At 41.3% G+C, this 21234-nt stretch carries 20 protein-coding genes and 1 riboswitch; of the genes, 7 read left to right on the top strand and 13 right to left on the bottom strand.

Translation table 11 applies throughout. The annotated features are described in order from the left end of the window. Positions 1-114 precede the first annotated feature (114 nt). Positions 115-1074: an ornithine cyclodeaminase family protein gene (locus BUQ87_RS13820; protein ID WP_038261435.1), complete on the bottom strand. Its 960-nt coding sequence runs from the start codon at positions 1072-1074 to the stop codon at positions 115-117. Positions 1075-1344: 270 nt separating this feature from the next. Here BUQ87_RS13820 and BUQ87_RS13815 point away from each other — a divergent pair, with 270 nt between their 5' ends. After that, a complete protein-coding gene (locus BUQ87_RS13815) occupies positions 1345-1662 on the top strand; it encodes a hypothetical protein (RefSeq protein WP_038261438.1) in 318 nt (105 codons plus the stop codon). 129 nt (positions 1663-1791) lie between these two features. Here BUQ87_RS13815 and BUQ87_RS13810 read toward each other — a convergent pair whose 3' ends face one another. The 3 genes from BUQ87_RS13810 to BUQ87_RS13800 all read right to left on the bottom strand — a co-directional run bounded on the left by BUQ87_RS13810 (position 1792) and on the right by BUQ87_RS13800 (position 5255). After that, entirely contained in the window at positions 1792-2475 is a 684-nt protein-coding gene (locus BUQ87_RS13810; RefSeq protein WP_038261441.1) for an ABC transporter ATP-binding protein, read from the bottom strand. Further along, positions 2475-4124: an ABC transporter permease gene (locus BUQ87_RS13805; RefSeq protein WP_052635889.1), complete on the bottom strand. Its 1650-nt coding sequence runs from the start codon at positions 4122-4124 to the stop codon at positions 2475-2477. The genes BUQ87_RS13810 and BUQ87_RS13805 overlap by 1 nt, the downstream gene beginning before the upstream one ends. Before the next feature lie 66 nt (positions 4125-4190). After that, positions 4191-5255: a Fe(3+) ABC transporter substrate-binding protein gene (locus BUQ87_RS13800; protein WP_038261444.1), complete on the bottom strand. Its 1065-nt coding sequence runs from the start codon at positions 5253-5255 to the stop codon at positions 4191-4193. 322 nt (positions 5256-5577) lie between these two features. Between BUQ87_RS13800 and BUQ87_RS13795 the strand changes: the two genes are divergently transcribed. The 5 genes from BUQ87_RS13795 to BUQ87_RS13775 all read left to right on the top strand — a co-directional run bounded on the left by BUQ87_RS13795 (position 5578) and on the right by BUQ87_RS13775 (position 10559). Then, positions 5578-6126 carry an RNA polymerase sigma factor SigX gene (locus BUQ87_RS13795; protein WP_052635890.1) on the top strand — a complete coding sequence of 183 codons (549 nt, stop codon included), beginning with the start codon at positions 5578-5580 and terminating at the stop codon, positions 6124-6126. Beyond that, entirely contained in the window at positions 6116-7291 is a 1176-nt protein-coding gene (locus BUQ87_RS13790) for a hypothetical protein (RefSeq protein WP_038261447.1), read from the top strand. Before BUQ87_RS13795 ends, BUQ87_RS13790 begins: the two co-directional genes overlap by 11 nt. 7 nt (positions 7292-7298) lie before the next feature. Beyond that, positions 7299-8201: an ABC transporter ATP-binding protein gene (locus BUQ87_RS13785; protein ID WP_038261451.1), complete on the top strand. Its 903-nt coding sequence runs from the start codon at positions 7299-7301 to the stop codon at positions 8199-8201. Then, the gene (locus BUQ87_RS13780) at positions 8198-9049 is read left to right on the top strand and encodes an ABC transporter permease (RefSeq protein WP_038261454.1); all 852 of its coding nucleotides are present in this window, start codon (positions 8198-8200) and stop codon (positions 9047-9049) included. The genes BUQ87_RS13785 and BUQ87_RS13780 overlap by 4 nt, the downstream gene beginning before the upstream one ends. A gap of 70 nt (positions 9050-9119) precedes the next feature. Next, positions 9120-10559: a copper amine oxidase N-terminal domain-containing protein gene (locus tag BUQ87_RS13775; RefSeq protein ID WP_038261456.1), complete on the top strand. Its 1440-nt coding sequence runs from the start codon at positions 9120-9122 to the stop codon at positions 10557-10559. Between the two features lie 165 nt (positions 10560-10724). Here BUQ87_RS13775 and BUQ87_RS13770 read toward each other — a convergent pair whose 3' ends face one another. The 9 genes from BUQ87_RS13770 to BUQ87_RS13730 form a co-directional block, all read right to left on the bottom strand. Further along, the gene (locus BUQ87_RS13770) at positions 10725-11567 is read right to left on the bottom strand and encodes a peptidoglycan-binding domain-containing protein (protein WP_052635891.1); all 843 of its coding nucleotides are present in this window, start codon (positions 11565-11567) and stop codon (positions 10725-10727) included. Positions 11568-11849: 282 nt separating this feature from the next. Further along, a complete protein-coding gene (locus BUQ87_RS15870; protein ID WP_038261458.1) occupies positions 11850-12140 on the bottom strand; it encodes a type 2 periplasmic-binding domain-containing protein in 291 nt (96 codons plus the stop codon). 27 nt (positions 12141-12167) lie between these two features. Next, complete coding sequence (locus tag BUQ87_RS15865; protein WP_077216435.1) at positions 12168-12338, bottom strand: transporter substrate-binding domain-containing protein; 171 nt, start codon at positions 12336-12338, stop codon at positions 12168-12170. 216 nt (positions 12339-12554) lie between these two features. Next, on the bottom strand, positions 12555-13991 hold the full coding sequence (gene thiD, locus BUQ87_RS15860) for a bifunctional hydroxymethylpyrimidine kinase/phosphomethylpyrimidine kinase (protein WP_074210128.1): 1437 nt from the start codon (positions 13989-13991) through the stop codon (positions 12555-12557). Then, positions 13978-14802, bottom strand: coding sequence for a hydroxyethylthiazole kinase (thiM, locus tag BUQ87_RS13750; protein WP_038261461.1), 825 nt, complete (start codon positions 14800-14802; stop codon positions 13978-13980). Before thiM ends, thiD begins: the two co-directional genes overlap by 14 nt. A gap of 131 nt (positions 14803-14933) precedes the next feature. Beyond that, a riboswitch (TPP riboswitch) is annotated at positions 14934-15038 on the bottom strand. A 68-nt stretch (positions 15039-15106) separates the two neighbouring features. Continuing rightward, on the bottom strand, positions 15107-17152 hold the full coding sequence (locus tag BUQ87_RS13745; protein ID WP_159434350.1) for an ATP-binding protein: 2046 nt from the start codon (positions 17150-17152) through the stop codon (positions 15107-15109). Positions 17153-17343: 191 nt separating this feature from the next. Further along, on the bottom strand, positions 17344-17769 hold the full coding sequence (locus tag BUQ87_RS13740; RefSeq protein ID WP_038261464.1) for an NUDIX hydrolase: 426 nt from the start codon (positions 17767-17769) through the stop codon (positions 17344-17346). 48 nt (positions 17770-17817) lie between these two features. Next, positions 17818-18690, bottom strand: a complete 873-nt coding sequence (locus BUQ87_RS13735) for a damage-control phosphatase ARMT1 family protein (RefSeq protein WP_038261467.1) — start codon at positions 18688-18690, stop codon at positions 17818-17820. A gap of 85 nt (positions 18691-18775) precedes the next feature. Then, the gene (locus BUQ87_RS13730; RefSeq protein ID WP_159434349.1) at positions 18776-20365 is read right to left on the bottom strand and encodes an ATP-binding protein; all 1590 of its coding nucleotides are present in this window, start codon (positions 20363-20365) and stop codon (positions 18776-18778) included. A 592-nt stretch (positions 20366-20957) separates the two neighbouring features. Here BUQ87_RS13730 and BUQ87_RS13725 point away from each other — a divergent pair. Beyond that, positions 20958-21234: transposase (locus BUQ87_RS13725; protein ID WP_143182450.1), on the top strand; the 277-nt coding region annotated here is incomplete at its 3' end.

The following is a 21234-nucleotide window of genomic DNA, read 5'->3' as shown; positions in this document are numbered from 1 at the left end:
AAAATCCATAGTTTATTCCAAATATGAAGGCCTTTCAGTATCACTACTGAAAAGGCCCTTCATATTTTTGCTCATTCACTTATACTGTAGATTTATTGCACTATTAATGCACTATCATTTCAGATTTGTTCCCCTGCCCTGTGCAGTCGCTCTTTCATATATCTCTTTTGCGACCACAATGTCAAAAAGCGCCATTCCCACGGATTTGAAAAGACGGGTTCCGTCTTGTATTACATATTTTTCCTCTGCAACCAGATTTGAAAATCTCTCTATTTTTTCTGCATATATGATGCCCTTTTCAAGAGGAACTTTTATATCGCCAGACTCCTCTGATGCAAAATCCGTGTCTATGTAGACATTTGAAAGGAGCGGAAAAAGGGCGTCCGGAAGCTCCCTCATATCCGGCTTATAGGAACCTATCGCGACAAAAAGCTTTCCCTCCAGAATATCCGGATTGTCAGGCAGTACAGTCTTTTGGGCAGACGTTGCGGTTATGACTATGTCGCTTTTTTTAAGAAGCTCCTCTGCGCTTTTACACTGCACTATGTGCACGTCTCCAAGTTGAGCCCTCAGCCTTTTGCAAAGCTCATTTGCCTTGTCCGCGGACCTTCCAAATATGCTTACCTCTTCTATTTCCGCTGCATGGCATGCAAAAAGCGCCTGGTAAAATGCCTGCGTTCCCGTGCCTATCACGCCAAGGCTTTTTACCCCCTCTCCTGCCAGCCGCCTAACAGCACACCCGCCTACCGCTCCTGTCCTCACAGCTGTAATCGCAGCACCGTCCATTATGGAAAGAATGCTCCCGTCCTTTGAACTGTTTAATATCATGATGCCGTCTACTGACGGTTTTCCCTTACTGCTGTTTCCAGGGAAAACCCCTATGACTTTTGTTCCAAATACGCTGTTTGAAAAGCACGGCATGTAAAGCAAAGTATCTTCCCCATGCGATATATGTATCCTGTCAGGCATATCGAAACTTTCGCTTTCATATATCTTATACGCCCTTTCTATACTGTCCATCATTCCTTCAAAATCCATATTTCCTGTTATATCGTCTCTTCCCATGTATAACATATAACCACCCCCAAATAAATTTTAGTCCCGTTTAAAGTATAGTTTACCAGATATATTTTGTTAAAACATTAATAAAATATATCTCCCCGTCCACTGCATTCGGGGCGGATTGTAAATGCCGCTAATATTTATACGCAATATTCAATGTTTTTGTTTTAAAAGGGGTTCTTATGTGGTATCATATAAATAACAATACATCGAGTACATATATTTTTTAAGATATATAGTTAAATAATTAATAAACAAAACATTTTAAAAGGGGTGTGTGTTATGAGTCTAAATATTAAAAAAGTTAACGATATTCTTGGAAATTATTTCGAAATCCAAATCGACAACAAGAAATTCTCTTACGGCTATGAAGGTTCTCAGGATGGAGAATTCCTAGACAAGAGATACGTCCTTTCAAACGAAGCCGCGATCGACTTTATGATGGATAATCCTGATCAGTTCAAATGGGAAAAGCTTTATTCTTCACCTGATGAAGTTGACGCCAAGGAGCTTTTAGAACTCAAGCTTAAATCTCTTGGCTTTAAAAACACTCAATTCTTTGTAAGAGGCCATGTAACTACAACGCTGAAGACCGCTTAAAATTTTTCATACCAAAGGAGCAAGGGGCTGCTAAACTTAGCAGCCCCTTGCTTTTCCAAAATATTCTCCACCGCTTCCCCTGCGGGCATCGCAGCTTGGAAGCTCAAGGCAGTCTCAGATGTTTTATTGTCACACCGCCAGAATATCTCTGGGCCTTCCGTTCCTTACTATTCTGCCCTTTTCAACGACTATTACCCTGTCAGCTATCGAAAGCGCATCCTGCTTGTCGTGGGTCACAAACACCGATGTTATTCCAGAATTTGAAAGTATATCCTTTACATCGGCCCTTATACTGGACTGAAGATTGGCATCCAGACTGCTGAAAGGCTCGTCAAGCAGCATCAGCTTTGGCCTTGGAGCCATGGCTCTTGCAAGGGCCACCCTCTGCTGTTGGCCTCCACTCAGCTCGTGGGGATACCTCTTTTCATAGCCCTTCATCCTCACCATGTGGATAAGCTCGTCCAGCCTTGACTTTTTCTCTTTGCGGGCAATTTTGCCCATTCCAAATATTATGTTCTGCTCGACGGTCATATGCGGGAAAAGCGCATAATCCTGAAACACCATCCCCATTCCTCTTTTTTCAGGCTCCGTGAAAACCCTGTCTGAAACAATTGTCTGTCCATCGGCCCTTATGATCCCGCACTCCGGCTCCTCAAGCCCCGCCAGAATCCTTAGTATTGTGCTCTTTCCACTTCCGCTCTCACCAAGTATCGCAAGAACCTCTCCCTTTGCTATTTCCATGTCCAGATTGTCAAGTACGCACTCTTTCGATCCCGGATATTTAAAGCTCAGACTCTCAATGCTGACAAACATTACTCCGCCTCCCTACTTCCTGTTTTGTTGAATGCATATATCGCCGCAAGACTAATTCCTATTATTATAAGAGACGCTATTGATGCCTCGTGTATCATCTCGTCATTCGCATACTGGTAAGCCTTTATCGCAAGCGTGTTGAAATTGAAAGGCCTGAGTATCAGCGTGAGCGGAAGCTCCTTTAGTATGTCCACAAACACCAGAAGAAATCCCCCTGTCAGCGCCGGCTGTATCAACTTGAGGTCTACCTGCCAGAAAGTCTGGATGCTGTTTTTTCCAAGCATTCTTGAAGATTCATGGAACCTCTTGCCTGTCTTTTGAAAGCCTGACTCCACGCTGCCGTATCCCACCGCCAAAAACCTCACACAGTATGCAAATACAAGCATAGCTATGCTGGTGCTGAGTATGAGCTTGGGCGATTCTATCCCTATGCCGCTCACCAAAGCATACAGACTTTTATCCACCGATATGAAAAATACAATCATCGCTACTGATATGACAGCTGCAGGTATTGAATATCCTATAGAGGTTATCCTTGAATATACTTTTGAAATACGACCTCCTGACAGCCTGCAATAGTTTGCCATCACAAGTGCAATTCCCATTATTATAAGCGAAGTGATGATTGCCATAAACAAAGATGTCATTGTCATGCTTATAAACTCCCCAGTAATTATGTCCCTGTATGTCATAATTCCCCAGTATGCAAGCTGCATTAGCGGCACTGCAAATCCAAATCCAAAAACCAAAATGCATGCCAGCGAGGCCATGGCCGAATGCGCTCCCCTTAGCTTTTTCCTTACTATGCGTCCAGCCCTGGCGCTGTTTAAACTGTATCTTCTCCTTCCTCTCATGAAGTTTTCTCCTACAAGCACAGATACCACCATGACCATAAGTATCGATGAGAGCTTTATCGCGGAATCAATGTCCCCCATTGAAAACCACGCCTTGAATATGGCCGTGCTGAATGCCGGAATCCCAAAATACTGGACGACTCCGTAATCATTTAAAACCTCCATTGCAACAAGGCTTGTTCCCGCAACTATTGACGCCCTGCTGACCGGCAATATGACATTGAAAAAAATTTCGAGTGAACTCTTCCCCAGAAGCCTGGCATTCTCTATGAGAGATGAGCTTTGCCTTTCCAAGAACGACTTTGTAATTATATATACATACGGGAATAGAAAAAAAGTGAATATGAAAATGGCGCCCTTCATTGACATTATGTCAAAGTACTTCTGGTCAGGCTGAAGCCCCATTCTGTTTCTCATGAATGTCTGTATCACGCCGGTGTAGCTTAGCATGCCACCGTATATATATGCTGCTATATATGGAGGAATAGCCAGCGGCAACATAAGGGCCCACTTCATGAATTTTCGAAGCGGAAAATCGTATGCACATACAAGCCAGGCGCACAGTGTTCCCAAAACCGATGCAAAAAGCCCGGTAAAAGATACAAGCATTATTGAATTTGCTATATAGTCCCTAAGGAGATATTTCCTTATATGCAGCCAATTTTCATTTGGTCTTTTAAATACAGCCGCAAGAACGCTTATGTTGGGCAAGATTATGAGCACTATGAAAAAAAAGCTCATTACAGCCCATATGTTAAGGCTCCTTTTTATGCTTCTTGTTTTAATACTTTGCATGGCAGTTCCCTCTAATCTCATTTATAGTCAGTGCAAAAAAGGCGCCTTTAAGCCGCCTTTTTTGCACTATTTCCATCCGACCTGGTTGAATATTTCAACTGCGGCCTTGTTGTTTTCTCCAAGTTTTGAAAGGTTTATATCCTGAGTTTCAAATTCTCCCCATGACTTTAGAAGCTCTGAAGGCTCCACATCAGGTTTTACTGGATACTCGTAGTTAGCCTGTGCAAACATGCCCTGGGCCTTTTTGTCCGACATGAACTCTATAAATTTCACAGCATTTTTTGCATTCTTAGAGTGCTTTATAACTCCTGCGCCGCTGACATTTATATGAGTCCCCTTTCCGTCTTGGTCAGGGAAGAACACTCCAACCTGCTCGCCGACCTTGACCTCCTCAGGGTCTGAAGAGTTAATCAGCTTTCCGACATAATAAGTGTTCATTATTGCAATGTCACCCATTCCAGCGACAACCGCCTTGGCCTGATCTCTATCGTTCCCTTCAGGATCTCTCGCCATGTTGTTCACTATCCCCTCAGCCCACTCCTTGGCGTAACCTGCTCCCTCCTGCTCTATTAGCGATGCCAGCAGCGACTGGTTGTATATGTTTGATGAAGATCTTACAAGGATTTTACCTTTCCACTTTGGATCGGTAAGGTCTGCGTAGCTTGAAAGCTCAGAAGGATTTACCCTGTCCTTTGAATATACTATGACCCTTCCTCTTACAGTGAGTCCGAACCACTCATTGTCCACATCCGTAAGATTTGAGGGTACGTTGCTTGAAAGAATGTCGCTCTCTACGGACTTCAAAAGCCCCTTCTCCTTAGCTCTGTAAAGCCTTCCCGCATCCGCCGCTATGAGTACGTCAGCCTGAGTATTCTCTCCCTCTCTCGAAAGCCTTTCTATAAGCTCATCAGACTTGCCTTCCACGACATTGACATTTATACCTGTCTCTTCTTCGAATATCTTGTACAGCTCTTGATCCGTGTCATAATGCCTGTCTGTATATACATTTACAGCGCCCGCCTCTTCAACAGCCGAATCCTTTAAAACGCTTTCCCCCTTGGATGTGCATCCCCAAAGAATTGATGTCGAAAGCATAAGTACCGAAATAAGTAGTGCAAATTTTTTGCTCATATCTGAATCTCCCTCCAATGTGTATTGTCGATATGTATAATCATTAACGTTTGATAACGATTATCATATTCACCATTCTAATTGATAATCTTTATCAAGTCAATAGTTTTTTAAAATTTTTTTCTGATCATTTTAACATCCGACATGCTGCTCCGGAATATAATGTGTTACTATTGTCTGGACATTAGTAATTCCCTATTGCTTTTTATTTTATGAATTCATGTAATGGCTCTTATACAAACCCTACATGAAAAATCTAAAATTTTTTTAAAATCTGTCATTTTTTTTTAACTGGCGGTGTCTATATATATGACAGGAGGTGGTGACAATACTCGGGATCCCATTTTTTAAGAAAAAGAAAAAAGAAAAAGAATTCAGCCTCATATACTCCAAGTACTACCCTGCTGTGTACAAGCAGCTTTACTATATGACTGGGAATAACGAACTTGCAGAGGATATAACACAGGAGGTATTCATAAAGCTGTACAGCTGCCAAAATGACATAGAAAATACAGGCTCCTGGCTTTCAAAAGTTGCTTCAAATACCGCCCTAAACTACATAAGGTCTCAAAAGCGGACCTTTGGGCGGGAAGAAGACGCTTTTTCAAAAGACCAGCCTCTTACAATGGCACTGTCGCCTGAAGACATCATCTGCAAGGATGAGGAAATATCCGATGTGAGAAAGGCTCTTTACAGTCTTCCTGAAAACCAGCGCATATGTCTTATACTCAAGTTTTCAGGATACTCGTATGAAGAGATCAGCTCAGCCTCTGGCATTCCCCGTTCAAACATAGGCCAGCTCATATCCAGAGGGAAAAAGAATTTCTTGAAAACATACAAAAAAGAGGAGGGTGATGCTAATGTGTTATGATGTTCAAACTCTTCAGCAGATACTCGATGGGAACTTTGATGGCGACATTCAAAAATCAATGGCGCACATAAACTCGTGCCCTCACTGTAAAGAGGCTTTTGAAAAGCTGCAGCTCGAGGAAATCGACGTCTTTGAACTTTTAGACATTGGAATAGACATGCCGCCGCCAAATCCAATTAGGCAGCTTGCGGCGTCAAAGGCCCAAAGCGACTATGCGGAAGCTTTAGAAAACATTGGCAAACCAAAAAACAATAAATTTATGGGGGTAATTAAATTGAACAGTGGATTAAAAAGATTTTCAGTGGCTCTTGCAGGAGTTGTAATTTGCTCAAGCATATTTTTCTCGGAGCCTTTAAAAGTAAAAGCCCAGGAGCTTCTCCAGATGTTCAGGGTCGAAAACATGCAGACTATTTCATTCAGCCGGGAAGATGCATACGAACTTGAAAAGGCATTTGAAAGCGGATCCGGAACCGCCGAAATTGAAAACTTTGGAAAAGTGGAAATGGATTCCGAAGTGGAGCCTGTATCAATAGACGGCGTCTCTTCCCCAGATGACATAAAAGCAGTAATGCCTGATGCAAAAGTGGCAAATCCTCCTGAAGGTTTTAAAATAGAAGATGCCACTGTTACAGATGACATAAACATGAAATTCACACTAGACATCGAAAAGATAAACGACTTTTTGAAATACATGGGCGAGGATAACCTTCTTCCGGAATCCATAAGCAACAAGCCTTTTTTCGTTCGTACAGGCTCATTTTTAAACTATGGCTTAGAGATAGAGCCTGATGACTCAAATTCAAGCAGTTATGCTCATGTATCAATATCTCAGACCCAGGCTCCTGAAATAGAGATCCCTTCTGATGTGGACAAGAACGAGCTTGTACACTCGCTTCTTTCACTTAAACTCATACCTCGAAATTTAAAGACTCAGCTGCTTGCGATAGACGATATAACAACTACAATTCCAATACTGTACAGCGAAGACGATGAAACTGCAGAGGATATCAGCATAAGAGGGCATCAGGGAATACTGATACAGCCAAAGGATGCAAACGACGACTATATAAGAGTGTGCTTCAAAGAAGACGGGTACCTGTTCTTCATAAGCTCTTACAGCGTGGACGAAGATACTTTACTTGAAATAATAGAAAGCATGGAGTAGTGATATCATGGTGATAGAAACTTACAATCTTACAAAGACATTCAACGGCAAAGGCGGGTTTTCAAACGTCTCCCTCTCAGTTTATGAGGGGGAGGTGTTTGGCTTTCTCGGAAAAAACGGTGCCGGAAAGAGCACCTTCATAAGGACTCTCATAGGCCTTTTGCATCCGACATGCGGCGAGGCTCTCATTCTCGGAAGCCCCATAGGGGATGTACCCACCAGGAAAAAAATAGGCTATCTTCCCGAGCTCTTCCAGTACCATTCATGGCTTACTGGAAGGGAGCTTCTTTTCAACCACGGCCTGCTATACAAAATGAGTAGAAGCGAAATAAAAGGCAGGATAGACCATGTTCTTGACACAGTCGGCCTTTCAGGCCATTCAGACAAGAGGATACGCGAGTACAGCAAAGGGATGAAGCAGAGAATCGGCCTTGGGTGCGCAATAATATCAGATCCCGAGCTTCTTTTCCTCGACGAGCCCACATCCGCACTCGACCCCGTTGGAAGAAAGCATGTGAGGGACATAATAGTGGATCTCAAATCGCAGGGAAAGACCATTTTTCTAAACACCCACCTTTTGAGCGAGGTTGAAATGGTGGCCGACAGGATAGCCATACTCGACAAGGGAAGCCTAAAGACCACTGGAACAATGAAAGAGCTTTTAAAATCTCCCGTCCAGATAAATGCATTGGGAATTAATGAAATAATAGTCGAACAACTCAAAAATATTGATTCAGGCCTCGAAATAAATGGTCAGACCATAAGCCTCATACCCCCTTCAAAGGATTCCCTTCCTGAGATAGCGAGAATTGTAGTTGGCGGAGGCGGCCAGCTTTTCGAGCTTAAAAATGTTGAAAATGCGCTTGAAGCGCTTTTCATAAGCACTGTCGGAGAGGAGGACTCAAGATGAGCACAATAATAAGACTTACACTTCTTGAAATGCTGAAAAAGAAAATACTATACATTACAATGGTGCTGACAATGATATTTATGATTCTCTACGGAACGGCCCTGCATTTCGCATACGAGTCGCTTCCAAACGAGGACCTTATAGTGAGACTTGCCGTGTCGTCCCAGCTCCTTTCAATGGGAATATACGCATCGAGTTTCATAATATCCTTCTTGTCGATATTTGCCAGCGTGGGCGCAATTTCATCAGAAATAGAACAGGGCACATATGACGCAGTGCTTTCAAAACCAATATCAAGAACTGAGGTACTTTTGGGCAAATTTTTTGGAATAATAGGAATTCTCATTCCATACCTACTTCTCCTGATAGCCGGAATACTCGGCCTGAACATGTTTTTTGCAGGAGATGCCTCGGCAAGCATTCCCTCATCGTCTATTGCGGGCTCATTCGCCACAATGTGCATACTCCCTGTATTTTTGGCTTCAATGGGCATATTCCTGAGCACCTTCATGCCCACAGTGGCCTCCGGAGTCATAATGGTGCTTCTTTATTTTTGCGCAATGGTAGGTGGAGTACTCGAAAAAATAGCGGGCTTCATGCAAAGCGCAGGAGCAAAGACGGCGCTTACGAACATAGGAATAGGCACAAGCCTTGTAATGCCATCTGACATAATATACCGGAAGGCATCCTCTCTTCTTTTCACCACAGCTTCCGGATTGAACCTTTCGGCAGAAGGGATGCTAGGCGTATCATCCCAGCCGAGCAAGGCAATGATGATATATATCGGAGGTTATGTAATAGTCCTTCTGATTACGGCTTTAGGTAAATTTAAGGTTAGGGACCTTTAGAAAATATAGTTAATATGTTAAAATATATCTTGATATTTGAAAAAATCAAAATTTTTAGGGGGTAATATCTTTGAAAAGGAAAACAATGATCAGTCTGGCACTTGCCTTTCTGATGACAACTTCTGTTGCCTTTGCTTCTAAGAAGGAACAGGCCCTGAAATGTAATTTCAGGGACATCAAAATCAAGAAAAACGGGCAAATGCTTAGTGTTACAAGGGAGCCCTTCATTTACGACGGAACCACATTCCTTCCTCTAAGGGACGTAACTGAGAACTTCGGATACACTGTAGGATGGGACGAGACTACAAGCACAATATCTCTTTCTGGCGGCGCCAGCGGTGATACAACGCTTCTTCAGCAGGATTTAAGAAACAAGGACGTAATGATACAGCAGCTTCAAAATCAGATCAAGTTCCTTAAGGATGAAAATGACAAGCTTAAAAAAGACCTTAAGGACGAAAAAGCCAAAGAAGACGACAGCGATGACGACGACATAAAAGACCTCAAAAATGACCTTGAAAAGGATTATGAAGAATATACAAAGGGCAAGAAGAAGCTTGAGTTCGATTTCGACCTTGATGATAAAAAGAGCGAGCTCGAAATAGAAATGGAAGGCGACTTCAAAAAGTCTGACGACGAATGGAAAGACAGAAACGAAGACAAGTTCCAAGACTTCATAGAAGACATCGCCAAAGCTGCCGCCAAAGAACTTGACAAGGACGTCGAGATAACAGTAAAGGATGAAAAAGGCGACAAGTGCGGCGAATACACTTACGACGAAGGCAAAAAATCCTTTAAGGTTAAAGACGAATACGGCTCAAAAAGCAGCGACAGCGATGACGACGACGTAAAGGACCTTAAGGATGACCTTAAAGACGATTACGAAAAATATACAAAAGGCAAAAAAGAACTTGAATTCGACTTCGACCTTAAGGATGGCAAAAGTGAAATTGAAATAGAAATGGAAGGCGACTTCAAAAAATCTGACAGCGAGTGGCAAGACAGAGACGAAGACAAATTCCAGGACTACATAGAAGACATCGCCAAAGCTGCCGCCAAAGAACTTGACAAGGACGTCGAGATAACAGTAAAGGATGAAGATGGCGACAAGTGCGGCGAATACACTTATGATGAAGGTAAGAAGGATTTCAAAGTTAAAGACGAATACGGCTCAAAGAGTAGCAGCAAAGACGTTGAAGATGAAATAGAAAAGATGCTTAAAGACGACTATGACGAATATGACAAAGGCAAAAAGGATCTTGAATTCAAATACAACATCAAAGTTAAAGACGATGAAGTCGAAGTCACTATGATACTTCAAGACTACGAAGAAGACGACGACGAGTGGAAAGACAGAGATGACGACGAGTTCGAGGACTTCATGGAAGATCTTGCAAAAGACATCGCCAAGATAAAAAAAGACACCGATGTTTCAATAAAGGTTTACAGCGAAAAGGATGACGACAATAAAATAGAGTCAAAAAGCTTCGATGCTAAAGACATAGACTAGATAAATCAACTACAATACAAAGAAGGTGGAATTAACAGCGTACTCTGTTAATTTCACCTTCTTTTACATCATTTTTATTTCCATAATGCACATTGAAATATCAACGCCCTATTAGCAGATATATATCCATGTTTTTTAAATTTCAAAATACACATATGCTCCATACTATTTTATTTGTCCTGATGCACGCTTTATGGCCTGCTGGTGCTTATAATCTACTTTCCCATTTTTATGCAGGGTACTGTTTTTAAAGTGAAGGCAAAAGTGACCGTCAACTCCATTTCCCTTTACCATGTCGTAATTAATACCTCTTCCATAGCCAGCGCTTCGGCTGTTTACAACAGCCTTGTACGGCTGATTGTCAAGTCCTGCATGGGGCATTCCATTCATAGAAGCTGCAATTACATTTGTTTTTGTAACCACGAGAACAGCTCTTCTTTCCCAACTGTAATTTCCACCCCAGAGCGACTTTATTGTCTCGGCATCTTTTTCTGTCAGCGGCTCTACGTCGGCATGGTTTGTCCCACCTTCGACTGCTATTTGAAAAGATTTGCCCGTTTGAAAATCCTTTATGAGCAGTACGTCATCCCTGTTTATTATTTTGCCTTTTACCTCACTCCACCAGTCAAGGGCCTGTCCATATCTTGAGCTTATAGATTTGCTCCTGTTTACCAAAGGTACACTCACTGGCATAGACTCCAAGAGTCCAAGCCCTTCCATTTTCTGTATTGTCACAGGTCCGGCCACTCCATCTGCAAAAAGGCCATGCTTTTTTTGAAAACTCTTGACCGCATTTTCAGTTATGCTTCCATAGTAATTCGTAAGCTTCGGATATGTAAACAACCCGTCTTTCTTAAGAGCTTTTTGTATCACCTGTACATCTTCATCTCTTGTACCAGTTTTGTATATGCTCTTTGAAAGTAACTGTCCATCTGCAAATGCAGCCGTGCCGCTCGCCAGTACTAATACCATACCTATAATTATCGACATTATACGTTTTTTAATCATGAAATTCCTCCCTATTGGTTTTTTCAAAACTCAAATCGCGTTTTAAAATTTACTTTTGTATTATATTATAAAAAAGTTTAAAAAGCAAATAGGTATAAAGTTGTATATTGTCGTATTTGTGTTTATTTTTCATTTCTTTGTGTACCCCACAAAACACTGTTTTAATTTGTCCATGTGATTTTTAGAAATAAAAAAACCAGACATTCCAACGGATGCATGGCTCTTTTGCTTTTATAAATCTCTACTGCCAGCAGCGTATATTGCGCACCCGCCACATAGCTTTTATGTTTCAATACTTGTTTGACTATGCGCACTTTCAATATCGACAAACAAATCCACAAGGTCAGGATCCAAATGGTATCCAACAGTGTCTACTGCTATAGACTCGATATCCATGTCCTTTCCCTTCAAAAACTCATGCACAATATCGTCTTTTTGGACAACCACCTTTTTTCCTCTGAGCTCTTCCCACGAATCTATGTCAGTGTCCTTTCTGGTGAAAATATCGCCTAATGCAACGCTGTGCTTTGCTGTAAACAGATACAGCTGCTTCCGGTCATTGGAGTAAAACATCCCCGATACGGCGTCTATTTCTCCTTTTTAAAGGGAAGCCCTCACGTCTTTCCATTCATCCAGCTTGAACACCATGTCAATATCCATGACTTTTGCTATCGCCTGGACAAGTTCTATGTTAAAGCCCGCAGGCCTGCCATTTGTATCTACAAAGCTGTAAGGAGGATTTACAATGCATTGTATATGTATAAGAACCATAAAAAAAATTAAATATGCTATGATTTATTCAAAATCATCAATGCCAAATAAAAACCCTGCATGATAACTAAAAACTTATCACATGCAAGGCTTTTACTTTTTATAATAATTATTAGTCTAATTCAAATAAATACTAAGGCACTATGCCATTTCAAAATCCACTTGATTTATTATAGCAGACCCATTTCAAAAGCTCTTTTTCCTGATCAATGCAGTCTACTGTCCACCGGCTGTTTTCAAATTATAGCAGTGATTCAAAGGCCCGCTGCCTTTTCCAATGTCCATCTGGTCTTTAAGTGCCCCGGTTATATACCCTTTGGCATTTCTCACGCTCTCCTCCATGCCAAACCCCTTTGCCAGATTGCTTGCAATTGCAGACGAAAGGGTGCATCCCGTTCCATGGGTGTTTGGATTGTCTATCTTTTCTCCTTCAAGCCATATGGCCTTTCCACCCGTCCAAAGAAGGTCATTTGCACTGTCCTCAAGGTGTCCACCCTTTATCAGTATGTTGCCGCTGTACTTTTGGGCTATCTTTTGTGCCGCATTTATCATGTCCTGCGCATTTGATATTTCAAATCCGCAGAGTATCTCTGCCTCGAATAAATTTGGTGTTATCAACGTGCCCAGCGGAATAAGCACATTGAGCAGCTTGTCTATTGCATTGTCGTCAAGCAATTTACCTCCGCTTGTCGCAACCATTACAGGGTCTATTACCACGTTTTTAGGGCCGTACTCCTTTAGCTTTTCGGCTATCGCCTCTATTATTTCAACAGAAGACACCATTCCTATTTTAACGGCATCCGGGAAAATATCGCTGAACACGCAGTCCATCTGGTTTTTGACAAAATCGCTGCTGCACGCCTGAACGCCGTACACCCCTGTTGTATTTTGCGCAGTCAAAGCTGTTATCACGCTCATGCCGTAGCATTTGTGGGAGGCTATCGTCTTAAGGTCCGCCTGTATGCCGGCTCCTCCGCTGCAGTCCGAGCCTGCTATTGTAAGCACTTTTTTCACGTCTGTCTTGAGCCCTTCGCACAGTGTCCTCAGACCTCTTGTAGCGCCTTCAATGTCATCTTGTGCAAGTATCGCAGATATGAGAGCAACTCCGTCTATTCCGCTTCCATTAAGCTTCGATATGTTGTCCTTTGTTATTCCTCCGATGGCAACAACGGGTATGTCAACAGCCCTGCATATATCGCTTAACATGGATATGCTGACTCCCGATGCATCTTTTTTGGTGTCAGTAGTAAATACCGCACCTACTCCTATATAGTCAGCGCCGCTTCTTTGTGCGTCTAGCGCCTCCTCCACAGTCCTAACTGACACGCCAAGTATCTTTTCAGGCCCTATGAGCTTTCTCGCCTCTTCTGCCGGCATATCTCCCTGCCCTATATGAACTCCGTCCGCATCACTCTTTTTTGCGATTTCAACATCGTCATTGATTACAAATGGAACACTATACTTTTGAGCCAGAGACTTCATTTCAATTGCGCTTCTCAAGAATTCATCCTTTTCAATATTTTTTTCCCTGAGCTGTAAAAACGTAGTTCCGTTTTCAAGACTCCTCTCCACTTGGCTCGCAAGGCTTTCATCTCCAGTCCAGCTCCTGTCCGTAACAAGGTAAAGCTGGAGTGATTTTCTATCTAGTTTCAATACTGGCACCTTCTTTCAAAGTCTTGTAGTCCATAAGGCTGACTGCGTCAATAAGGTATCTTCTGAAGCTTCCAGTTCCTTCTGACATCCTTTCCACCTTTTCATATGCAATCTCGCCGCAAATCCCCATTGCAGCCGCTGCCATTGCAGTTGCTTCATAAATATTATCTTTGTTCGATCCGCAGTACGTTCCAATCACACTGCCGCTCATGCATCCCGTCCCTGTGATCCTCGACATCATCGGATGCCCGTTTCTTATTATCGAAACCCTCTTGCCGTCTGTGACTATGTCAATCGCTCCTGTAGCCGCTATTACGCAGTCAAATTTTCGGGCCACCTTTTTTGCGAATTCAACGGACTCTTCTATGTTTTCATCCACTATGATGTCTTCTTCCTGAGCATCCACGCCCCCTGAATTCTTGCAGCTTGTATTAAGGGCCTTTATTTCCGACATGTTGCCCTTTATGACCGAAAACTGCACTTCCTGAATGAGCCTGTTTACGGATTCATTTCTGAGCCTTGAAGCTCCCATGCCTACAGGGTCTAAAACTACAGGCAGCCCCAGCTCATTCGCCTTTTTGCCGGCCTTGACCATGGAGTCGACAGTCCTTGAGTTGAGAGTGCCTACGTTTATATAAAGCGCGCTGCTTATTGAAACAATGTCTTCAACCTCTTCTATGTCATCAGCCATAAGCGGAGACCCTCCAGCAGCAAGCACTATGTTCGCGCAGTCGTTAACAGTCACATAGTTTGTGATGTTGTGTACAAGAGGCGGATTCTTTTTTAGATTTTCCATAAGTTTTTCAAACATAATATTTCCCTCTTTCCCTTTTATTAAAGTCTCTTATTTCAAGTTCCTTTGAAAAAATATTTTAAAGCACTTCTTCCGACTCGCAAATTTATGCATTAAAAAAGCGCACGACTATACTAGCGCACGCTGAAATACAAAGTTTACATATTCCCTACGCTGGCATTATCCAGATCAGGTCGATTGGTCAGAAGATACATCCTCTTTCTCAGCCGTTTACACAGCTCCCACATGCTTTTCCATTATATGTGTGTTTTTTCACCTCATTATATCTCATTAATTTCTTTTATGCAAGCCCATGATGACTTTATTCCGCATGTGAATATATGTCGGAAAACTCTATGTTTATCTTTTCAACCTTTTCATGAATATCTGAAACGCCTTCGGCAAAAGAAATATCTTCCTCTCCGCTTCCCACTGCCGGCATTTCTATTATGAATTCACTACCCTCTCCCTCTTTGCTCTTAAGGCTTATATTTCCATTATGTGCTTCCACTATCGACTTTACAAGTGACAGCCCTATACCGCTTCCCTCACTCTTTCTATTTAAGAGTGGGTGAACCTGCCTGAATCTTTCAAATATGTAAGGCTGTTCTTCTTCCGGTATTCCTATTCCGGTATCCCTTACTGACACCTGTACACTCTCGCCCCTGTCATATACATTTACAAATATACCTCCCCCTGAAGGCGTGAATTTTATGGAATTCGACAGAAGATTTAGCATGACTCTTTCAATATTATCGGCATCACATGAAATTATTTTTTCCTCGACATCCGTATCAAATATTATGTTTATTCCCTTTTCTTTTATGTATCCCACTACGGACATTGTTATGTCCTCTACCACCTGAACTATATTGCGGTTTTTAAAATTCATATTTAAAAATCCCAAGTCTATTTTAGTTGTATCTATGAGATTGTTCACAAGCCTTATCAATCTGTAGCAGTTTTGCGTAAGCAGCTTTGAATACCTGCTGTAATATTTGCACTGGCTCCAGTCGGCTCCATTTTTCGAAAAATCCCTGTCCATCAGCTGAATTGCTCCCAGAAGTATATTGAGAGGGGTTCTTAATTCATGGGATATATTTGCAAAAAACTCGGTTTTAAGCCTTTCATATCTGAGCTTTTCCCTTAGCACCCTTTGTTTTTCCTGCTCCCTTTCATTTCTTTGCGAAACGTCCCTTATCATTATAAGCTCCGACGGGCTTCCCTTGTAAGTCATGGGGCTTACAGACATCTCTACGTCCACAAAATTCCCGCTTTTTCTAATGAGCTTTTCTTCAATTGTAAGCACCGCTGAGTCCAGCTCTCTAATCGCTTTAATCTTGCTTTCCATGCTGTTGCGCGAAGATGGTCTTATGAAATCCGAAATCCGCCTTCCCTTGATGCTGCTGTAGCTTGTGTGGCCTATTATGTCCAGCGCGGCATTGTTGATATATGCTATCTTCCCATTTTTTTGTACAAAAATCCCGTCTGGGCAAAGCTGCACAAGCTTTTTATAGCTTTCCTCACTGTCTGCAAGCCTTTTCACTCCGGCTTCAATCCTCTTCCTGAGAAACAATGTATTCACAAAGAGAATCAGAATTACAGCAACACATATGCCCATTATTGTCTTTTGCAGTTTGTCCTTTGTAAAATATATCGCTACATATTCCCAATTTGAATATATGTCTGATTTTTGCGACGGAGACATCCTATTCATTCTCTCATTTATAAACTCCAAAAGCTCCTTTTCTCCTTTTTGGACCCCTGCCCTTAAAGGCTGAGTGTATAGGGTCTGAAGCAGATTGAAATTTTTTAGTTCAGGATAATAAAATGATATCTCCCTAAAATTGTTGTGGTAATCTATACATACTGCATCTATGACTCCTGAATCAGCAGCCTCCATGACACTGTCAAGATTATCATATATGTACAAGTTTACTTCCGGATAGTTTTTTTCCATGTACTCCCTTGCATAATTGCTCTTGGTCACTCCCACTCCTATATCCTTCAAATCCTTAATGTCAAATGCATCTACACTGTCCCTAACATATATTCCTGTCATAAGTTCAATTATGGGAGATGAAAAATCCATATACTCGTTTCTATCATCATTATAAAAAAGTCCTACAAAGACATCCCCTTCACCCTTTTTCAAGGCATTCAGTCCCGCCGTCCACGAGTCTTTGACATCAAAAACCACTTCGACATTGCTTACATTCCCCCATGAATTCCAGTAGTCTATAAGGACTCCCTTCAGCCTGCCCTTTTCATCGACATAGCTATAGGGCCTCCACTCACTTACAGCTACAATTTTCAGCTGCTTAGGCTTTTTAAATTCGGCACTTGATATGTAACCAAGTCCAATCATGATAGAAATGCTTAAAGCAAGCAGCATTCCCAATATTTTATTCCTTAATCCCCCTGAGTTAGAGTACATATGAAATATATCCTCCCATCCTTTATTCCCTCTGTTCAATCTTTAATATGAATTACATTTAAACCATCCATTTTTGTACGGCGGACTTTCTATGTATGCTATATGATATTTGGAGCATACTATCATATGCTTTTTCTCGCCTCGGCAAGCCTTTTGAATATCTGCCTTTGCACCGGATATGTGAGGTTTTCGGGCAAGTCGGCAAACAACGCTATTTCGTCTATCTCAAAATCCGGAAGCTTTCCAAGCCTTTCGACCTGTGCATAAAAAATCTTTCCGAAAGACCTTATTCCGTCCTCTTTCATGGAGTATATGCAAACCGGAGTGATTTCAAACTCCAAAGCTCCAGTCTCTTCAAACAGTTCTCTTGCCGCCGCAGAGTCTATGTCCTCTTCTTTTTCCCTGTGTCCGGCCGGAATCTCCCAGGTATCCCTTTCTCCGTGTCTCACAAATATCCACTTTCCCTTGTATACAGCTCCTATTATAGCAATTATAAGTTCCTTTCCATCAGCCTCTTTGTCATCCAGGCTGTGAAATTTCATGTCCATAACATATCCCCTTTGGCATTTTTAATATGACACTTTTATGTTGTCTTTTTACTTTGCATTTTCCATGCACAGTATGCTCATCTCGTCCACGCCCGCATATCCTGCCACAACCGGGCATTTCGCCATGAACAGGAAGAACAGTCCTTCTCTTTTGACATCGCTCAGGCTCTCATAGTTGCCCTGGCCCTTTGCTATTATCACATCCGCACTTTCAAACATCTTTTGAAAGCGTTCCCCCGTATTTTCGAGTATGGTTCCCGGGGTGCCGTCCTCGCTCTCTATTATGCTTGCAACCTCTTCCATTTTAACCATTTTTGCGTCCTCTAAAGTCACGTCGTTTATTATGGCCTTTCCCCTGACTCCAAAATATATATCAAGCTTTGGAAATTCGCTCTTTATCTGCTCAATGAACACCTTGTCGAGCACTATCTCCCCGCAGTTGTCTCCTATATAAAGCAGAGTATGAGAATCTGCAAGCATGTCCTTAAGCTTTTTGCTGTCGTCCACAACCATATTTTGTGAATCCAAATTGTTTATCATTTCAATAAGTATGTCCCTATCGAATTTGTGGCTCGGCCCAAAATCTATAAGATTCCCCGTTATAGCCATTTTCAGGCCTGTCTGGAAGCTGTCTTTTGAACTTTTCACTATCCCCATAAGCTCATTGTACATCATCAGCATTTCTTCATTATAAAACCTCTTTATATCCTTGTATGGATTGTCATTCCCAAGTTCCTCTACTATTATGTCCCAAGTCCCCTTCATAATCTGAGGGTTTGAAAGACCGTAGTCGGCATCTCTTAGATACCCAAGTACTTTCCTCATTATGTTTTCCCTGTTTTTATCGTCCACATCCAAAAATTCTGCTATTCTGATTGCCTGCTGTATGTTGCAGACAATGCACTTTGTGTTAAGCTTCATATGTATCCTCCCTGTTTTGAATTTCACTTATTCATTATACCATCTTATTCAACTTAAAAAGACGGGTTTCCCCGTCTTTAAAATATTAAATAGCCACATAGAAAATGCTCCCTATGCCGCATTTACTCTCAACCCATATGTCTCCCCCATGCCTTTGTATTATCTCTTTTGTTATGTAAAGCCCAAGCCCTACAGATTCACTATTTCGGTTCTCCCCTCTATAATATCTTTCAAATATATGCCCAATGTCTATCTCGCTTATTCCCAGCCCTTCATCCTTTACATGTATTAGTATTCTTCCATCGCTCCGTTTGATAGTTCTGATTTGGATAACATCTCCTTCTTCGCTATACTTTATTGCATTTGTAACTATGTTTTCAATAGCCCTTCTAAACTCAACCCTGTCGACTTTTCTTACAGCATCTGCTCCTTCAACAAGTTTGACCTGAATTTCAATTCCCTTTTCTGCCGCTTTAAACCCCAGGTCCTCTGCCACGTCACTTACGAGTTCATTTATGCTCGTATCTTCCATTTGGAATTCAAATCTGTTGTCTTCAAGCCTTGATGCCATGAAAATTTCCTCTATCAAAGAGCTAAGTCCTTCCGCCTTTTCATATATTTTAGATATATAACGCTCGATGTCACTTTGAGTTTTTGCCTTTTTCCCATTTATCATCTCCGAATATCCCATTATTATTGCTATGGGCGTTCTAAGGTCATGAGCTATTCCTGACATGAATTTTGACTTTTCATCACTCGCCTCTTCAGCCTGCTGTTTTGCATTAACAAGCTTTTCAAATGTGTGGTACAAAAAGTAAAAGGTCGCCAGTAGCGCCATGCTTAAAAATATCACTGTCATTCTAAGCCTTGCCCCACTTGTGCTGTCCACCGGAAATACAAGGGCATTTTCATATATCTCATCATAATTCAGGTTTTCAATCACCTTGTTTATTATTGGTATCATACCTTCAAATTCTTTACTTGTAGCCATTGCAGCCTTGTTTTTCTCCTTGAACTCTCCAACTATGCGGATGCCATCATATATCCCCTGCTCCTTGTAATACGTATATACAGGTATTTCGCATATCGTATAATCTGCACGGCCCTTTGAAACATACTCCAGAGCCTCTTTCATACTCTTCACTTCCACAATGTCAATTGCTGGATTTTGGGACTTGATTAGGTCTAAGAACCAGTATCCTCTTGGAACTGCAAAAACTCCCTCTGTAAGTCTTGACAAATCGCTTATGAAACACTTTTTTTCCTTTCGGGACACTACGACTTGTGTGAATTCTGTATAAGGCTTTGAAAATTGCAAATACCGGCTTCTTTCCTCCGTATATGAAACCAATGGAAGCAGGTCTATTCTCCCAGCCCACATGCTTTGAAGTATTTCTTCCCAGGTTTCATTCTCATTATTGTAATACAATTCGAACTCCAAACCCGTCTCTTCAGATATTTTTTTCAGCATCCCACTTCCAAGACCCCTTTGGATTCCATTCGAATCTATGTACTCTACAGGAACATAATCTTGAGCCACACCTATTCTTATTTTGCTTTCCTTGTGCTCTCTGATCCATTCAAGCTCCTTATCTGTGAATTCAATGGCTCCTTGATCTTTTTTTGCATGCTCTCCAAAAGCCACATTCTGGCTTGAAGCAATAACCATTGCCATTAAAAAACATATAATAGTGCGCATTGTTTTTTTGAAATCAAAGCTAATATTCATAATGAGCCTCTCCCTGAAACATAATATGAATTTTGAATATCAGATTTATAATGAGCATCATTTTTCCTCCCCATATTTTTTAAACACCGCTTCCTGATATACTTTATGATCAATCAGCATTTTTCCATCTTTTTGATTCTTATCCGTATAATTCTATTTTAAACATAAAAATACATTTAAGTCCAAGAAACACCAATATTCCACTAAATTCCTCAACTGTAAATCGAATTAAACCATTTCAGGCTGTTAAACTAAAATCATATGTCAAAATGCATACTATACACACTATTTCAGTGTATAAAATTCAGCACTCACTAATCATATTAAATTTATATAATTCTTTTGTATGTATAATTGGCCCTTCAAAAAAGACTTTAGTCCCATTTTATTGTATTATACCATAAATATTACATTTCCATAAACCCATATAGTCATTTTTATACATTTTTTTACAATACACATCATTTTTTTGATATGATACCTCCAAAGTAGACAGTCTAATTAATTAAAATTAGACAAACTACTTGGAGGTATTTTTATGGGGAGAAAACCGAAATTCAGCAAAGAAGAGAAAATAAAAGTATGCGAAGCTTATAAAGCTGGAGAAGGAAGTTACAAAAGTCTTGCAAAGAGTATTGGTGCAAGCAGCATTACTATTAAAAAATGGTACTTGTTGTATATGTATCATGGCGCTAGAGCGTTTGAATACTCCAACAGTAATGCGTCATATACTAAAGAATTTAAATTGGAGATTGTCGAAGCGTTCATAACCGGGAAACATTCCAGACTAGAACTAAGTGGGAAATATAATGTTT

The sequence above is a fragment of the Peptoclostridium litorale DSM 5388 genome (assembly GCF_900141635.1).
GTDB classification, from domain to species: domain Bacteria; phylum Bacillota; class Clostridia; order Peptostreptococcales; family Peptostreptococcaceae; genus Peptoclostridium; species Peptoclostridium litorale.
This window is presented reverse-complemented; position numbering and strand designations above follow the sequence as displayed.